The organism is Roseateles sp. GW823-FHT07B05 (assembly GCF_058794515.1).
On record NZ_JBXAGX010000002.1, the window covers coordinates 810,705 to 827,260 of the forward strand.

At 72.2% G+C, this 16,556-nt stretch carries 14 protein-coding genes and 1 pseudogene; all 15 read right to left on the bottom strand.

Annotation, left to right across the window (positions count from 1 at the left end):
• The 15 genes and pseudogenes from AC1Q7O_RS07905 to AC1Q7O_RS07975 all read right to left on the bottom strand — a co-directional run bounded on the left by AC1Q7O_RS07905 (position 1) and on the right by AC1Q7O_RS07975 (position 16,512).
• Positions 1–1,119 carry a patatin-like phospholipase family protein gene (locus AC1Q7O_RS07905; protein WP_492661942.1) on the bottom strand — a complete coding sequence of 373 codons (1,119 nt, stop codon included), beginning with the start codon at positions 1,117–1,119 and terminating at the stop codon, positions 1–3.
• 3 nt (positions 1,120–1,122) lie between these two features.
• Complete coding sequence (locus tag AC1Q7O_RS07910; protein ID WP_492661941.1) at positions 1,123–1,752, bottom strand: glutathione S-transferase; 630 nt, start codon at positions 1,750–1,752, stop codon at positions 1,123–1,125.
• Entirely contained in the window at positions 1,749–2,249 is a 501-nt protein-coding gene (locus AC1Q7O_RS07915; RefSeq protein ID WP_492661940.1) for a hypothetical protein, read from the bottom strand. The genes AC1Q7O_RS07910 and AC1Q7O_RS07915 overlap by 4 nt, the downstream gene beginning before the upstream one ends.
• On the bottom strand, positions 2,239–2,529 hold the full coding sequence (locus AC1Q7O_RS07920) for a putative quinol monooxygenase (protein WP_492661939.1): 291 nt from the start codon (positions 2,527–2,529) through the stop codon (positions 2,239–2,241). The genes AC1Q7O_RS07915 and AC1Q7O_RS07920 overlap by 11 nt, the downstream gene beginning before the upstream one ends.
• A 4-nt stretch (positions 2,530–2,533) precedes the next feature.
• Positions 2,534–3,061: a hypothetical protein gene (locus tag AC1Q7O_RS07925; protein ID WP_492661938.1), complete on the bottom strand. Its 528-nt coding sequence runs from the start codon at positions 3,059–3,061 to the stop codon at positions 2,534–2,536.
• Positions 3,061–3,486, bottom strand: a complete 426-nt coding sequence (locus tag AC1Q7O_RS07930) for a VOC family protein (protein WP_492661937.1) — start codon at positions 3,484–3,486, stop codon at positions 3,061–3,063. Before AC1Q7O_RS07930 ends, AC1Q7O_RS07925 begins: the two co-directional genes overlap by 1 nt.
• Before the next feature lie 178 nt (positions 3,487–3,664).
• On the bottom strand, positions 3,665–6,364 hold the full coding sequence (locus tag AC1Q7O_RS07935) for a M16 family metallopeptidase (RefSeq protein WP_492661936.1): 2,700 nt from the start codon (positions 6,362–6,364) through the stop codon (positions 3,665–3,667).
• Positions 6,365–6,569: 205 nt separating this feature from the next.
• The gene (locus AC1Q7O_RS07940) at positions 6,570–8,114 is read right to left on the bottom strand and encodes a methyl-accepting chemotaxis protein (RefSeq protein ID WP_492661935.1); all 1,545 of its coding nucleotides are present in this window, start codon (positions 8,112–8,114) and stop codon (positions 6,570–6,572) included.
• A gap of 180 nt (positions 8,115–8,294) precedes the next feature.
• On the bottom strand, positions 8,295–11,264 hold the full coding sequence (locus AC1Q7O_RS07945; protein ID WP_492661934.1) for an EAL domain-containing protein: 2,970 nt from the start codon (positions 11,262–11,264) through the stop codon (positions 8,295–8,297).
• Positions 11,261–11,872 (bottom strand): FecR family protein, encoded by a 612-nt coding sequence (locus AC1Q7O_RS07950; protein ID WP_492661933.1) that lies wholly within the window; start codon positions 11,870–11,872, stop codon positions 11,261–11,263. The genes AC1Q7O_RS07945 and AC1Q7O_RS07950 overlap by 4 nt, the downstream gene beginning before the upstream one ends.
• 10 nt (positions 11,873–11,882) lie before the next feature.
• Positions 11,883–11,999: pseudogene (locus tag AC1Q7O_RS07955) on the bottom strand (CHAT domain-containing protein); the annotation flags it as partial.
• Positions 12,000–12,128: 129 nt separating this feature from the next.
• Complete coding sequence (locus AC1Q7O_RS07960) at positions 12,129–13,259, bottom strand: MFS transporter (protein ID WP_492661932.1); 1,131 nt, start codon at positions 13,257–13,259, stop codon at positions 12,129–12,131.
• Between the two features lie 35 nt (positions 13,260–13,294).
• A complete protein-coding gene (locus tag AC1Q7O_RS07965) occupies positions 13,295–14,662 on the bottom strand; it encodes a DNA recombination protein RmuC (protein ID WP_492661931.1) in 1,368 nt (455 codons plus the stop codon).
• A gap of 69 nt (positions 14,663–14,731) precedes the next feature.
• Entirely contained in the window at positions 14,732–15,526 is a 795-nt protein-coding gene (locus AC1Q7O_RS07970) for a hypothetical protein (RefSeq protein ID WP_492661930.1), read from the bottom strand.
• The gene (locus AC1Q7O_RS07975) at positions 15,526–16,512 is read right to left on the bottom strand and encodes a 2-hydroxyacid dehydrogenase (RefSeq protein WP_492661929.1); all 987 of its coding nucleotides are present in this window, start codon (positions 16,510–16,512) and stop codon (positions 15,526–15,528) included. The genes AC1Q7O_RS07970 and AC1Q7O_RS07975 overlap by 1 nt, the downstream gene beginning before the upstream one ends.
• Between the last annotated feature and the right edge of the window lie 44 nt (positions 16,513–16,556).

The following is a 16,556-nucleotide window of genomic DNA, read 5'->3' on the forward strand; positions in this document are numbered from 1 at the left end:
TCAGCCGGCGTCATCCAGCGCGTGCACGCGCATGCCCAGGTCGTCGTGCCAGGGCGTGCGCCAGGCGGCCCGGGCCAGCACACGCTGGCCATCCTTCAGGCCCGCGGCCCAGCGGGCGGCGAGCCGGCTGTCGCTGAAGTCGATGTCGCGCCAGGAGTCCTCGCCCGGCAGTGCCTGCATCACGAGATGGACCACGTCGATGCGCGAGTCGCAGCCCAGCGCCAGCAACGCCTTCACGGTGGGGTCCGCCGCCGCCTTCGTGCCCAGCTGGCGGCCGACGACACGCAGCGCGCGGCGCAGGTTCTGCATGCGCTCATGGTCGTCCAGGTGCTCGCAGATGCGGCTGGCGTACTGGATGTCCTTGTAGCGCGTCAGCGCGCCAGCCATGGTGCCGGGCGCGGCCTCGCTGGCGTCCCATAGATCCACCATGAAACACAGCGTGTCGCGGCGCTCGGCGTCGTCCAGCACCACGTCCAGCGGCGTGTTGCTGTAGATGCCGCCATCCCAGTAGGCCTCGCCGTCGATGACCACCGGCGCGAAGCCGGGCGGCAGCGCGCCGCTGGCCAGCACATGCTCGGGGCCGATGCGCGTCTTGCCGTCGCGGTTGTCGAACAAGGCAAGCGCACCCGACCGCACGTTGACGGCGCACAGCGTCAGCCGCGTCTCGGCGGCAGCAATGCGGTCGAAGTCCACCAGCTCACGCAGCGTGGCGGCCAGCGGTGAGGTGTCGTAGAAGCCCAGCTCGGCCAGCGGCGCGCGGCGGTTCATGTCCCAGGCCTGCGGGCCACGCGGCTTGAAGAAGCCGGGCACGCCGCTGGTCAGCGTCTGCCAGGTCTGCAGGCCCTGCTGCCACAGCGCCGTCCACGGGCTGGCGGGCAGCTGGAACGACGGCGTCGGCCGCGTCACGCGGTCCCAGAAGCTGCGCAGCGCGGTCACCCGGTCGGCCGGCGCATTGCCGGCAATCAGCGCGGCGTTGATGGCGCCGATGGACGTGCCCACCAGCCAGTCCGGCGGCAGCTGCGCGTCCTTCAGCGCCTCGACGAAACCCGCCTGGTAGGCGCCCAAGGCGCCACCGCCCTGGAAGACGTAGACGGTCTGGGGTGGGCGGCGGGTGGCCATGGGTCAGCCCAGCTGGACGGCGTCGTCGCAGGGCACGGCGCGGAACACCGGCAGCTGCTCGACGGCGTCGGCATGCGCGGCCAGGTGCGGGAAGGCCTCGGCCGGCGCGCACTCGGGCAGCACGAAACGCGTGAAGCCCCAGGCCACGCCCACCGTGACGGCGGCCTGCGTGAGACCCGCCTCGGTCGCCGTGTGCAGCGGCCGCGCGGCCAGCTCGGCGTCCAGCGCGCGGTGGGCGGCGTCGAGCTGCCCCGTGACGCGGTCCACCCAGGGCTGGTGGTGCTTCTCGGCCGGGCGCAGGCCGCGTTCGTAGACGATCTGCGCGGTCTTCTCGCAGGCCGCCAGCGCCAGGCCGATGAGCCGCAGCTCGTGTTGCAGCCCGGCCGGCGTGGTGGGCAGCAGGCTGCGGCCGGCCAGCGCCTCGGCGTACTGCAGCAGCAGCGTGGAGTCCATCAGCACCGTGCCGTCGTCGCAGACCAGCGTGGGCGCCTTGACGACCGGGTTGATCTGCCGGAACGCGTCGAACCCGCGGAACACCGACACGGCCTCATGCTCGAACGGCAGGCCCAGCAGCCGCATCGAGATGGCGACACGGCGCACGAACGGCGAGTCCAGCATGCCGATGAGCTTCATGACTTGTCCTTCTCGTCCTGCCCGGGGGGCGGGCTGGGCATGGGCAGCAGTTCGTCCGCGACCTCGCGCCCGTGGCGGCGCTCGATCTCGGCGCGCATGACACGGTTGTACGCGTCGGCATGGGCCTGGGTCAGCAGCGTCGGCGACTTGCCCTTGTTGACCCACGTGAGCCCGTAGCGCTGCTTCGCGAGCCGGGCCTGGGCCGGCGTGACCGCGTCGCCGAAGGTCTCCAGCTGCAACAGACCGGCCTCGACGTCCGCACGGGCCCGGGCCTCGCCGCGCGCGGCCGCGCCGGCCGGGTTGCCCACGCGCAGGTCCACCGCCGCGATGAGCTGCCGGTCCACCTGGCCGGGCCGGTTCGATTCGATGATGCCGAATTCGTTGAACAGCCCGTAGACGACACCCGCCGCCAGCAGCGCGCTGAGCACGGCCACGACGTGGATCTTGCGCACGCCACGGCGCTGCTGCCACTTGGGCTCCACCCAGTCAGGAAACATCGCGGGCCACCGGTCGGGTTTCGCGGTGCTCGCCGAACGCGGCGATCAGCGGCATGGCCTGCGCGATGACGGCCTTCACGGCCGGCAACTGCAGCGACGCCTTGTGCGCGGCGGCGTCGGTCCAGACCTCGGTGACCCAGACGGTCACGTCGTCGGCGGGGTCCTCGGCCACCACGTAGCTCAGGCAGCCCGGCATGTCGCCCGTCTCCGCCAGCAGCAGGCGGATGAGCTCGGCCCGCCGACCCTCGACAGCCTTGAAGCTGCCAATCAATCCATACATCGCATCAACTCCTTGCCCGGCCATTTTCCGCCAGCGGCGCGAGCGCGGCCCGCACCCGCCCCTGCCAGGCCGTGCGCTCGTCCGCCGTCCAGTCGGGCCAGCGGCCGGCGTCGGCCTCCAGCTCGGCTGCCAGCGCCTGCAGCGGCGCCAACCCGGACACCGTGGCCGCCAGGCTCAGCCGGGCCAGCCACTCCTGCGCCTCGCGCACCTTGGGATAGGCCGCGAACAGCCAGCGCGCCACGTCGGGCCGGGCGCGCCAGTCGTCGACGGTGCCGAAGCGCGCCGCGGCCATGGCGGTCAGGCGCTGCCCGGCACCCAGGCAGTCGAAGGCCACGCAGCCGCTGAAGCCGCGCTCGATGAGGTCGTCATGGATGCCGCAGCGGTGGTCGGCGCACAGGTGCCGGCAGGGTGTCTCGGCCGGCTTGTCGAAGCCGAAGCCCTGCACGGCGTCGAACGGCGGGATCACGCAGCACAGCGCCGCGCAGGACGAGCAGTCGGCCAGCAGGTGTGCCGGCAGCTGGGCGGGCTGCATCAGGGCGTCGCGTCGTCCGACACGCCCACCATCCAGCCGACGCCGAAACGGTCCGTCACCATGCCGAACAGCGGCGCCCAGAAGGTCTTGCGCAACGGCATGGTCACCTGGCCACCGTCGGCCAGCGCCGCGAAGGCCTCGCGGGCGGCGTCGGCGTCTGGGCAGTCCAGCGACAACGAGAAGCCCTTGAAGCTGGCCTCGCCGCCGCACAGGCCGTCGGACATCATGACCAGCGCGCCGCCGATGTGCACCGACGCATGCATGATCTTGTCCTCCGACCCCGGCGGCAGCATGCCCTCGGGCGGCGGCTCGGGGCTCTCGGCATTGCGCATCAGGAACTCCACCTTGGCGCCCAGCGCCTGCTGGTAGAACTCGATGGCTTCCTCGCAGCGGCCGTCAAAGAACAGGTAGGGCTCGATCTTCATGGCGGTCTCCTGAACCAAGGAAGCTGAAAGGGCACTCTAGCGCCGCAGCGCACTTTTCGGGCCAAGCGCCGGGCCGCCCCAAGCCGGCCCGCCTGGGCGGGTGCTTGCCGGTAGAGCCGGCAAGCACCCGCCCCCTCGGGGGGCCGTTCAAGGTACGCCTTGAACGAGGGGCTCCATGTCAAGGAGTCTTGAAGTCACCCGCCGTCGAGATGATGAAACTGTCGGCATGGATGTGCCGGCGCCAGGCCGCGTTGGCCTGCTCCACCGTCACATTCGCCAACGCCTCGTCACGCTTTTGCGCGGCGGCCCAGGTCTCGCCGCGCTCGGCCAGGCTGGTGAGGCCGCCGGCCAGCGCGCCAGGGTCGGCGCGGCCCTGCTTGCGGCCTTCCAGGATGTCCTTCTTCGCACGCGCCAGCTCGGCGGCGGTGAGGCCGTCGCGGGTCATGCGCTCGACCTCCTCCTGCACGACGGCGATGACGCGCTCGCGCTTGTCCGGCGCGTAGCTGGCCTGGATGGCGAAGCTGCCGGCATTGCCCCAGTAGCCGGCGCCCAGCGAGGCGCCGATGCCGTAGGTCAGGCCCTCCTTCTGGCGCACGCGCTCGGACAGCCGGCTCTCCAGCCCGCCACCGCCGAAGACGTGCACGGCCAGCTCCAGCGCGGCGTAGTCGGCGTCCTCGGTGTTCAGCGGCAGCGTCTGGTGCAGGCGCACGATGGCATTGGCCTTGTCGCGCGCGATGGCGTCGAAGCGCGCCGGCGGCACCGTCACATGCTGCGGCACATGGCGCACGAACTTCGGCGCGGCCGGCTTCTTCCAGTCGCCGAACAGCTGCTCCAGCTCGGCGGCCAGGCCGTCCGGCAGCGCGCCGACGACGCTGACCTGCGCCTCGTTGGCGCTCCAGTAGTCGGCATAGAAGCGCTTCACGTCGTCCAGCGTCGTCGCCTTCAGGTTGGCGATGCGCTCGTCCACGCTCATCACGTAGTCCGGGTGGCCCAGCGTGACACCCCGCGCGGCGTTGTAGTGCTTGCGCGTGGCCTCCTGGCGCAGCACGCCGGGCTCCTGGCGCGAGGCCTCGATGCCCGCCAGGCTGGCCTTCATGTCGCGGTCGAAGCCGTCCTGCGGCAGGCTGGGGCGGCGCAGTGCGTCGGCCGCCACGCGCAGCGCCGGCAGCAGCGTGTCGCGCTCGGCGCTCAAGTAGATGGTGGCGCCCTGGTCGTAGCTGGTCACGTTGAGGCTGGCACGCAGCTTGATGAGCGCGTCCTGCAACTGCTGCTTCGTGAAGCCGGCGCTGCCCTCGTCCATCAGCTGGCCCACGGCGCCGGTGCCGTTGCGGGCGAAGGTCGCGTCGCGCTCGCCCCAGCGCAGCTGCATCTGCAGCACGACGGTGTTGCCGCGCGTCTGCTTCTGCAGCGTGTGCAGCGCGATGCCGCTGGGCAGCGTGGTGCGCTTCGTGCGCGACTCCAGCACCGCCGGCACCGGCTCCAGCTGCTCGCCGGCCTCCACCTTGGGCGGGCCCTTCAGCTCGGCCAGGCGCCGGTCCAGCGCCGGCGCGACGGGAATCTCCACGCGCTCCACGGCCGCTGCCGGCAGGTAGCGGCCCAGCGTGCGGTTGGCGGGTTTGAAGTAGGCCGCGCGCACGCGCTCGACGTCGGCCAGCGTGACCTTGGGGATGTCCTCCATCAGCTGGAACAGCAGCCGCCAGTCGCCGGCGGCGATGAGGCCGGAGATCTGCTGGATCAGCGCCTCGGGGTTCTTCATCTGCTGGCGGTAGCTGTTGACGGCGATGTCGCGCACGCGCGCCAGCTCGCTCTCGTCGAACGGCTTGGCGTCGCGGCCTTCGGCCAGGTCCAGCAGCAGCTTCTCGACCTTGTCAACATCCGCGCCCGGCGGCAGCGCCGCGAAAGCGTTGGCCACGCCCGGCTCCGCGCCGCCCGAGCCGCCGATGCCGGCCGCCACGGCCAGCTTGGTGTCGACCAGCTGCTTGTAGAGCTGACCGCTGGGCTGCAGGCTCATCAGCAGGCCGTAGACGATGAGGGCCGGCGTGTCGGGGTGCGTGATGGCGGGCACGTGGTAAGCCGCGAGAAGAATCGGCTGGCCGCCCACGCGGCGCACGACGACGCTGCGCTCGCCGTCCTGCGGCGGCTCCACGGTGTAGGGCTGCGGGATGGGCGCGGCGGGCCTGGCCAGCGGGCCGAAGTGCCTGCCGATCAGCGCCAGCGTGGCCGCCTTGTCGAAGCTTCCGGCGATCAGCAGCGTCGCGTTGTCGGGCCGGTAGTAGCGCTTGTAGAAGCCCTGCAGCTTCTCGATGGGCACGTTCTCGATGTCGCTCTTCGGGCCGATGGTGGCGTGGCCGTACGGGTGCCAGGCAAACGCCGCGGCATTGACGCGCTGGGCCAGCACGGCGAAGGGCTGGTTCTCGCCGCGCTCGAACTCGTTGCGCACCACCGTCATCTCGGTGTCCAGATCGGCCTTGGCGACGCGGCTGTTCACCATGCGATCGGCTTCCAGGTCCAGCAGGAAGGCCAGCGTGTCGGCATTCGCGTTGAAGCTGGCGAAGTAGTTCGTCCGGTCCGTCGTCGTCGTGCCGTTGAAGCGCACGCCGCGCTGCGCCATCGCACCGGGGATGTCCTTTTGGCGCGCGGTGCCCTTGAACAGCATGTGCTCCAGCAGGTGGGCCATGCCGTACTCGCCCGGCGCCTCGTGGCGGCTGCCGACGCGGTAGGTGATGTTGACGGTGGTCGTCGTCTGCGTCGCGTCGGGGAACAGCAGCACCTGCAGGCCGTTGGGCAGGCGGTACTCCTCGATGCCGCCCAGCTCCCGCACCGGCTCGGGCTGTGCCGCCGCGGCCACGGCCACCGGGCGCGGCGTCCCGGGCTTCACCCGAGCCGCCGGTTGCGCCTGCGCGCCCCCCAATGCCAGCCCCAACAGGGCAGCGCCCAGGCCCCGCGCCACCCACCCATTCACCGTGATCCGCATCTGTCTCGCTCCAGCGGCCGCATGTTCGGCCTGGCGCGGATTCTGCGTGCTTTTGCGACGGGGGCCGTTCGTCAGATCCCAATCGCCGCTTGGGCGGCCCGGCGCGGTGTCAGCGGAACACGCCCACCGCGTCCACCAGACTGGCCGCCTGCTGCTTCAGGCTGTACGACGCGGCCGTGCTCTGCTCCACCAACGCCGCGTTCTGCTGCGTCACCTGGTCGAGGTGGCTGACGGCCTGGCCCACCTGGGCGATGCCGGTGCTCTGCTCGCGCACCGAGCCGCTGATCTCGCCGATCAGGTCGGACACGCGCTGCACCTTGGCCTGGATCTCCTCCATCGTCTTGCCAGCGTCGTCCACCATGCGCGAACCGGCCTCCACCTGCTCCACGCTGGCGCCGATCAGTGTCTTGATCTCCTTGGCCGCTTCGGCACTGCGCTGCGCCAGGCTGCGCACCTCACCGGCCACGACGGCAAAGCCGCGGCCCTGCTCGCCGGCACGCGCGGCCTCCACGGCCGCGTTCAACGCCAGGATGTTGGTCTGGAAGGCTATGCCGTCGATGGTGCCGATGATGTCGGCGATGCGGCGCGAGCTGGCGGAGATGTCGCCCATGCGCGAGATCACCTGGGCCACCGCCTCGCCGCCCTGCGCCGCGGCGGAGCGCGCCTGGCCCGACAGGTCGTTGGCCTGCGCCGCCGTGTCGGCGTTGTTCTTCACGGTGGCGGTCATCTGCTCCATCGACGACGCCGTCTGCTCCAGGCTGGACGCGGCCTGCTCGGTGCGCGAGCTCAGGTCCTCGTTGCCGCGGGCGATCTCTTCCACCGCCGTCTGCAGGTGCACGACCTGCTGGCCCACATCGGCCACCAGCCACCGGAACATCAGACCCAGCTGGCTGATGCAGCGCATGCTCATGCCGATCTCGTCGACGCGGTCCATGCTGGCCACGTCCTGCTGCGCGCCGGTGGCGACGGCCAGCGCCTGGCGCTGCAGCTCCTCCAGCGGCCGCGCGAACATCTGCTCGAAGATGACCGCCGTGACCGCCATGCCGATGCCCACCACCACGGCCAGCCGCGCCAGCGCCGCCCAGTCCGACGCGATGGGGATGCCCACCAGCAGCATGGCCAGCCACACCAGCAGCAGCGTGAGCCGGATGCGGCCGCGCGCGCCCATCGTCTTGCGCCAGTTGAACAGCGCGCCCAGCGCACCGCCGCCCAGCAGCAGCCCCTTGTGCAGGCGCACGCCGGCGCGGCCCTCGCGCATGCCGGCATACAGCTGTTCGGCCGCCGCCGACTCGTCGCGCGTGGCGCGCGTGCGTACCGACATGTAGCCCTGTGTGCGCCCGGCGCGCACGATGGGCACGGCGTTGGCACGCACCCAGTAGTGGTCGCCGTCCTTGCGGCGGTTCTTCACCAGCCCCGTCCACGGCTCGCCGCCCTTCAACGTCGCCCACATGTCGGCGAAGGCGGCCTCCGGCATGTCCGGGTGGCGCACGAAGTTGTGCGGCTGGCCGATGATTTCCTCGCGCGTGAAGCCGCTGACCGCGATGAACGCATCGTTGGCGTACTTCACGTGGCTCTGCGGATCGGTGGTCGACATCAGCGTGGCATCCGCTGCAAAGTCGAACTCACGCTGGGTCACGGGCTGGTTGACGCGCATATCACCTCGCTGAAGGGTTGATCCGGAGTCGGCGCGCGCCCGCTGCGGGGCGCCAGCGCGCACCATGATCGCGCAAGCGTTCCAGCCGAGGGGGGCGTTAGTGCCATTCCCGCCACGGTATGACGAGAACGGCGCGTCGTGCAAGCTGGCTGTCAGCGACAGCCGCCGCGGAGTGCCTCCTCAACGCCGCCAGGGCGGCGCCTGAATGGCCCGGGTGGCCTCGGCCTCAGGCAGCGCCTTGGCGAACAGCCAGCCCTGCCCCACCTGCACGCCCAGCTGCGCCAGCAGCTCGGCCTGCTTCTCGTCCTCCACACCCTCGGCCAGCGTCTGCTTGCCCAAGGCGGCGCCCAGGCCCACGATGGTCCGCACGATCTCCTGCGCCTCGCGGCCAACCCCGAGGCGGATGACAAAGCTGCGGTCCACCTTCAGCGTGTCGAACGGGAAGCGGTGCAGATAGGCCAGCGACGAGTAGCCGGTGCCGAAGTCGTCGATGGACAGTTTGAAGCCCATGCGCGCCAGCTCCTGCAGCACCTCGGCACTGCGCTGCGGGTTGGCCATGGCCATGCTCTCCGTCACCTCCAGCTTGAGCCGGTGCGTGGGCACGTCGCCCAAAGCGGCCAGCGTCGCGCGGGCGTCGGCCAGCAGTTCCAGGTCGCGCTCCAGTTGCACGCCCGACAGGTTGACCGCCACCTCGCCCGTGAAGCCCAGAGGCTGCCAGCGGCGCAGTTGCGCTGCCGCCTCCAGCAGCGCCCAGCGGCCGATGGCGCAGATCTGCCCGCTGGCCTCGGCCACCGGAATGAAGTCGCCCGGCATGATGACGCCCTTGCTGGGGTGGCGCCAGCGGATCAGCGCCTCGAAGCCCAGCAGGCTGCGGTCGTGCAGCCGCACGAAGGGCTGGTAGTGCAGCTCGAACTGGTCGCCCGCGGCCAGCGCCGCGTCGATGGCGTCGCGCAGCCAGCGGCGCGACTGCTCCACCAGTTGCTCAGCCGGGTCGAACTCATGCGTCTGCCCCGGGCCGGCCGCCTTGGCCCGGGCCAGCGCGCCCTCGGCGGCGGCCAGCAGCTCGTCGGCACTGGCCGGGCCATGGCGGCGCTGCGCCCAGGCGATGCCGGCGCTGACGGCCAGGCCCTGCGCGCCGAAGGGCGGCTCCAGCAGCGCCCGCACGCTCCTGGCGAGCCCGGCCGCCGCGTCGCCGCCGGCCAGCAGCAGCGCGAACTGGTCGGGCCCCAGCCGCGCCACCAGATGGCGCGCGCCGAACGCGGCCTTCAGCCGCCCCGCCAGCTCGGTCAGCACCGCATCGCCCGCCACCGGGCCGTGCGTCTCGTTCAGCGTGCGAAAGCCGTCCAGCCCCAGCAGCAGCAGGCCGGTCTCGGGCGCACTCAGGCCGGTCAGCAGCTGCGCCAGCTGCTCGCGGAACAGCACGCGGTTGGCCAGGCCGGTGAGGCGGTCGTGCAGCGCGTCGAAGCTGATCTGGCGCTGCAGGCGCTGGCTCTCGGAGATGTCGGTCAGCGAACCGGCCATGCGCACCGGCCGCCCGCCTTCATCCGCGCCTTCGCCCACGCCTTCACCTTGCCCTTCCCGCACCGCCAGCCCGCGCGCCAGCAGCCAGCGCTCCTGGCCGCCCTGATGGAAATGCAGCACGTGATGGAACTGCAGGCTGCGGCCGTCCAGGTGGGCCTGCAGCTCGGCGCGGAAGGCGGCGCCGGCGGCGGGCTCCAGCGGCAGCGTCCACGCATCGATGTGCTGGCCGGCCTCCGCGGCCGACAGGCCCATCAGCGACAGCCAGCGCGGCGAGTAGTAGACGTCGCCGGTGGCGAGGTCCCAGTCCCACAGCCCGTCGTTGGCACCCCGGGCGGCCAGCGCGTAGCGCTGCTCGCTGGCCGCCAGCCGGCGTGCGGCAACGCGCCGCCGCCCTTGCTCGACGGCGGCCCGCAGCAGACTGGCGCCCAGCGTCGCCACGGCCAGCGCCAGCAGAGGCGGCGCCAGCGACACGACGATGTGGTGGCGCTCGAAGCCCCACTGCGCCAGCGCCAGCAGCGCCGCGCCGCCCAGCGCGATGATGGCCAGCGCGGGCGCCAGCCGCCGCCGCGCCAGCAGCAGCACCGCCGCCAGCGGCAGCAGCAGCAGGGCCGCCAGCTCGGCCGCGCCGACCCAGGCCGGGTGCCGCAGGCTGCGGCCGGTCAGCAGGTTGTCGGTGACGGTGGCGAGGCGCTCCATGCCGGCCAGACCGGGGTCGAACGGCGACGGGAAGTGGTCGCCCGCAGCCAGCGCCGCAACGCCGACGACGGCCACCCGGCCACGCAGCCGCGCCGGGTCGACCTTGCCCGCCAGCAGTTCGGCGAAGCCCACCGCCTCGAACGTGCCACCGGGGCCGTAGTAGTTGACGCCCAGCCGCGACAGCGCATCCAGCGGCACGCGCAGGCCGGCGCCCAGCCGCACCTCTTCGCCGAAGCTGGCCTGCACGTCGCGCCATTCGACGCCACGCGCCAGCGCGGCCAGCCGCAGCGCCAGCGACGGGTAGACCTCGCCGCCCAGCCGCAGCAGCGGCAGGTCATGGCGCAGGCTGCCGTCGGTCTCGCGGCGCACCGTCACATGGCCCAGCCCCGCCGCCGCGGCCGCCAGCGCGGGCTCGGGCGCCAGCAGCCGGCGCGGTCGGTAGAAGTCCGCTTCGCTTCGCGCCAGCGCGTCCTCGCCGTCATAGGCCAGCAAGGCCTGGGCGAGCACGGCCGGCGGCGGCTCGGCGGCGGGTTCGCCGTCGTCCGGCAGCGCGAACGGGATCAGCGTGCGCCCGCCGGCCTGCATCGCGCCGGCCAGCGCGGCGTCGGCCTCGCGCGCGCCGCCGCCGGGCAGCAGCAGCAGGTCCAGCGCGATGGCCCGCGCACCGCCGTCCTGCAGCCGCTGCACGGCGCGGGCCATCTCCGCGCGGTCGGGCACGCGGCCGCCCAGCGCCTCCAGCGCGGCGTCGTCCACACGCACCAGCAGCAGCGGCAGCTCGGTACCGGGCTTGAGCGGGCCGCGCCACTGCGTCTGCGCGTCCAGCACGCCATGGTCCAGCCGGCTGAACGCGGCCACGTCGGCGCGCAGCGCCCAGAACGCAATGCCCAGCAGCGCCGCCGCGGCCGCGATCAAGCCGTAGGCGACGCGCGTCAATCCAGCGCCCCCAGCCGCTGCTCGACGCGCTGCACACGCTCGGCGGCCCAGGTGGACGCCTCGGTGCACTCCTGGCCGTTGCAGCGCGTGCCGGCCTGCCGCGTGGCGAGCTTCACGGGGTAGCGCGGCTTGATGCCGTGCGTCTGCGGTGCGGCGGGCTCCACGTCCACCTCGCCGGTCTTCACGAGCACGGCGGTGGCGCGGTCGTCGCCCACCTCGACGCTGAACTCGGTGCCGCGCACGGCCGTCACGGCGGTGGGCGTGCGCACGCGCCATGCGCCGCCGGCCGACGGGTTCACGCGCTGGCCCACCAGGCCCAGCTCCAGCAGCAACTCGGCCGTGCGCGGCTGGCCGCTGCCGGCGCTGAAGGCGGCGATGCGCAGCTGGCTGTTGTCGGCCAGCACCAGCACCGAGCCGTCGGTGAACTTCAGCCGCACGCGGCCCGCCGCGCCGGTGCGCAGCGCGTTGCCCACATCCAGCCGGTCGCCCACGGCCAGTGCGCGGCCGTCCTCGCGCTGCGCGTCGCCGCTGACGGCCATGACCTCGCAGACGGGCTGGGCCAGGGCGGCCGAACTCAACAGGAACAGGCTCAACACCAGCGCACGCATGGCCGGACTCCTATCGCGATGGATCACCGAAGAGGGCGTAGCCCGCCCAGTAGAACGGATGCGCCCAGCGCCCGCCACCGAGGCTTCCCTCGATCATGGCCAGCTGGGCCTGCCGCAGCGCCTCGGCATGCGGCGGGCGAGTCGTCTGCGTCTCCCTCGTCGACCTGGGCCAGCACGGTCGTTGCCGCGAGCATCCCCACCACCAGCCCTGTCAGCTTGCGCACAGGCCACATCCGGCGGCCGATGCTGTCGGGCCTCAGAGTTTTCGGGCGGGCCATTGCGCGGCCAACAGGGCCGCCGCCATCACCCACATGGGGGCCGCCAGCGCCGTGGCCGCGGCCAGCATGCCGAAGCCCATGGGCATGCTCACCGTCGCACCGTTCACTGTCAGCATGCGCAGCCCCAGCGCCTGACCGTGGCGCTCGGGCGGCGTGGCGCGGTGCATCATGGCCAGGATCATGGGCTGCACCGAACCCAGCGCCGTGCCCAGCAGCGCCGAGCCCAGCATCAGGCCCAGCGTGCCGGGCAGCCAGGCGTAGGCGATGAAGGTCAGCGTCGCCAGCGCCATCGCGGCGCGCAGCGCCCTCGCCTCGTCGATGTCGTCGGCAAAGCGCACGATGGCCAGCCGCACGACGGTGGCCGCCAACGCGAAGCTGCCCAGCACCAGCCCGATGCTGGCCGCCGACAGCCCGCGGGCGTGGCCCACCACGGGCACGACGAAGCTGTGCGCGTCCCAGCCCGCCGACAGCGCCAGGTTGACCAGCAGCAGGCGGCGGTAGGCCGGCAGACGGAACAGGTCCCACGCGGCCGGCTCGCGGAAGCTCTTGGTGACGACCTTGGGCGGATTGCGCGGCACCTTGCGCGCCAGCACCCAGGCCAGCAGCGGCAGCAGCGCCGCGAAGCCGAAGGCAGCCGTCATGCCGATGTGGTCGATCAGCAGGCCCGCAATGATCGGCGACAGCGCGTTGGACAGCGCCGGCCCCAGCGCCATCCAGCTGAAGATCTTCTTCAGCTCGCCGGGCTCCTCGGCCATCAGCCCGGCCTCGCGCTGCAGCGCCACGGCCGCCACGGCCACGGCGCCACCGCACAGCAGGCAGCCGGTGGCGATGGCCCACAGCTTGGGGATCAGCAGCGCCAGCAACGCGCCGACGAAGGCCAGCACCACGCCCACGCCCACCGGGCGGTGGAAGCCGTGCCGGTCGGCCAGCCGGCCGGCCCACAGCGACAGCACGATGGGCGCAACGGCGAACAGGCTCAGCAGCATGCCCACCGACGCCTCGCCGTAGCCCTGGTTCAGCACCCACAGGCTGGCCGTGACGCGCGTGGTGGCCATGCAGGCGTGCACGCAGATGATGGTGGCGATGAGCCACCAGAATGCGCCGCGCATGTTCTGCTTCGGCACCGGCGCGCGCGCTGAAGGGGTCACTCGGCGTCCTCGCCGTGGCCCTGGCCCAGTTGCAGCAGCTGCTGGGCGGCGTCATCGGGCAGCGCCTCCACGGTCTTGAGCTTGCGCGTCATCGCCCGCGTGCGCACTTCGGCGGCGTCCAGCGTGTTGCCGGCTTCCTCCAGCTTCTTCTTGGCCTTGGCCAGCACGTCGCCGAACTTGCCGAACTCGGTCTTCACGGCGCCCAGCACCTCCCAGACCTCGGCCGAGCGCTTCTCCAGCGCCAGCGTGCGGAAGCCCATCTGCAGGCTGGTCAGCGTGGCCAGCAGCGTCGTCGGGCCGCACAGCATCACCTTGTGCTCGCGCTGCAGGCCTTCCACCAGGCCGGGGCGGCGCAGCGCCTCGGCGTACAGGCCCTCGGTGGGCACGAACAGGATCGCGAAGTCGGTGGTGTGCGGCGGGCCGATGTACTTCTCGCGGATGGTCTTCGCCTCCAGGCGCAGCCGGTTCTCGATGGCCTTGCCCGCGGCCTCGGCGGCGGGCGCGTCGGCGCGCTCCTGGGCGTCCAGCAGCCGCTCGTAGTCCTCGCGCGGGAACTTGGCGTCGATGGGCAGCCACAGCGGCTTGCCGTCGTCGCGCTGGCCCGGCAACGAGATCGCGAACTCCACGCGCTCGCTGGAGCCCGGCAACGTCGCCACGTTGGCGGCGTACTGCTCGGGCGTGAACACCTGGTCCAGCAGCCCGGCCAGCTGCACCTCGCCGAACACGCCGCGTGTCTTCACGTTGGTCAGCACGCGGTTCAGCGAGCCCACGTCGCGTGCCAGGTTCTGCATCTCGCCCAGGCCCTTGTGCACCTGCTCCAGCCGCTCGGCCACCTGCTTGAAGCTCTCGCCCAGGCGCTGCTCCAGCGTCGCGTGCAACTTCTCGTCGACGGTGGCGCGCATCTGCTCCAGCTTCTTCTCGTTGTCCTGCTGGATGGCGGTGAGGCGCTGCTCCACGGTGAGACGCAGCTCGGCCAGGCGCTGGTCGTTGGTCTTGGACAGCGCCTGCAGCTGCTCGCGCATCGCGTCGTTCAGCTTCTGCATGGATTCGGCCTGGGCCTGCACGCCGCGCAGCGCCGCGGCGTCCTGCGCCTCGCGCGCGGCCAGCGCCTGGGCGCTGAGCGACTGGTTGCTGCCCTGCAGGCCCTGCGTCAGCACCTGCTGGAACTGCGCCAGCCCCTGCAGCAGCTCCTGCCGCGTGCCACTGGCGCTGCGGCCCAGCTCGTCGCGCAGCTCCCGCTCCAGGCGCTCGTTGCCCTGCAGCAGCAGGTCCGGGGAGAAAGTTTTCTGGCGCAGCCAGACCATCACCAGCAGCACAACAACCAGGGCCAGCAGGCCCAGCAGCAACACGTCGATCAAGCTCATGACGGCATTGTCCATGCAGGGCACGAGCCGCCGCCGGCCGATCCGGCGTCGAACAGCGGGCTGGTCGCCCTACGGCGAGACCAGGCCCTTCATCACGCGCGGCATCTCGGCCTCGATGAGCGCCTCCAGCGCTTTCACGCGCTGCTCGGGCGTCGTCGAAGCCCAAGGGTTGGCATCGCCGTCCGCCACCGACTGGCGGGCAGCCACGGCCAGCGACTGCTCGCGCTTGAGCCGCATGTCGGCCAGGTCGATCAGCGCGACGCGGATGGACACGAACGGCGCGAACACCGGCTTGCCGGGTTGGCCGTCGAAGCCGATCTGGCCGCTGGGGCGCTGGTCCAGCACGAAGCCGGGGCCTTCCAGCGTCGCGAGGATGCGCCCCGGCAGCGCGGCGGCCAGCGCCGGCTCCTGGCGGCTGCGCGTGACCAGCAGCAGGTTGGCCGCGCCGCTTTGGCGCACCGCGGCCGCCAGGTTGCCCGGCAGGCTGAGCTTGCCGTCGACGAACAGGTTGGCCGGGTCGCCGAACAGGCTGCGCGTGGTGGACGTGTAGAGGCGAGCCTCTCGCTTGTCGCCGCTGGCCTTGACGGCCTCGTTCAGCGCCTGCAGCACGGCGTCGTCCAGCTTGCCGGCGGGTGTGGCGGTCCACTCGCCGCTCTGCACGGTGTCGCCGCGGGCCGGCGTCAGCGCCAGCAGCTGCACACGGTCGCCCAGCAGCGCCAGCGCGGCGAACTTGTTGGGGTCACGCGGCGTCTTGTCGTCCTCCACCTTCTCGGGGGCCTTGCCGGGCTCCGGGCGCTTGATGCGGTCGGACTGGCCGAAAGCCAGGGCGGGGGCGAGAACGAGGGCGAGCAGCAGCGGTTTCATCACAGGGGCAGGATTTCGGGATTCAGCGGCGTGGGCGGCGGGGCGCCGGTCAGCGCGGCGAGCAGATTGTCGGCGGCAAGCGTGGCCATCGCGATGCGCGTGGGCATGGTGGCGCTGCCGATGTGCGGCGTCAGCACGACGTTGGGCAGGCTCAGGAGCGCCGGGTTGACCCGGGGCTCACCCTCGAACACGTCCAGGCCCGCAGCGGCAATGCGGTGCTCGCGCAGCGCCGCGGCGAGCGCGTCTTCATCGATGATGCCGCCGCGCGCGATGTTGACGAGCGTGGCCGTCGGCTTCATCAGCGCCAGCTCGGCGGCGGCGATGCAGTGGTGCGATTCGGCCGAGTAGGGCAGCACCAGCACGAGGTGATCGGCCTCGCGCAGCAACGCTTCTTTACTCAGGTAGCGCGCGCCCAGCTCGCCTTCCGCCTCGGCCGGCAGCCGCGAGCGGTTGTGATACGCCACCTGCATGCCGAAGCCGAAGCGCCCGCGCCGTGCGATGGCCTGGCCGATGCGGCCCATGCCCAGGATGCCCAGCGTCGTGCCGTGCACTTCCGCGCCGGCCAGGAAGTCCCAGCGCCAGCTCTTCCAGCCGCCGTCGCGCAGCAGCCGCTCGCCCTCGCCCATGCGCCGGGCGGTGGCCATCAGCAGTGCGAAGCCGAGGTCGGCGGTCGTCTCGGTCAGCACGTCGGGCGTGTTGGTGACGAGCACGCGGCGCGCCGTGCAGGCGGCCAGGTCGATGTGGTTGTAGCCCACGCTCATCGTGCAGACGGCGCGCAGCGCTGGGCAGGCGTCCAGCAGCTCGGGCGTGATGCGCTCGGTACCGGTGATGTAGGCGCCGGCCTTGCCCTGCAGGCGGTCGCGCAGCGCTTCGGCGGTCAGCGGCAGCTCGCCGTCGTGGTAATCCACGTCGAAGTGCGCCTTCAGCTTCTCGAGGACTTCGGGCGGCGCAAGCCGCGCGACGAGGATCTTCTTCAACACGGTCATCTCCAGCCCACCACGAGCAATGGCGGCAGCGGCACTGCGACAGG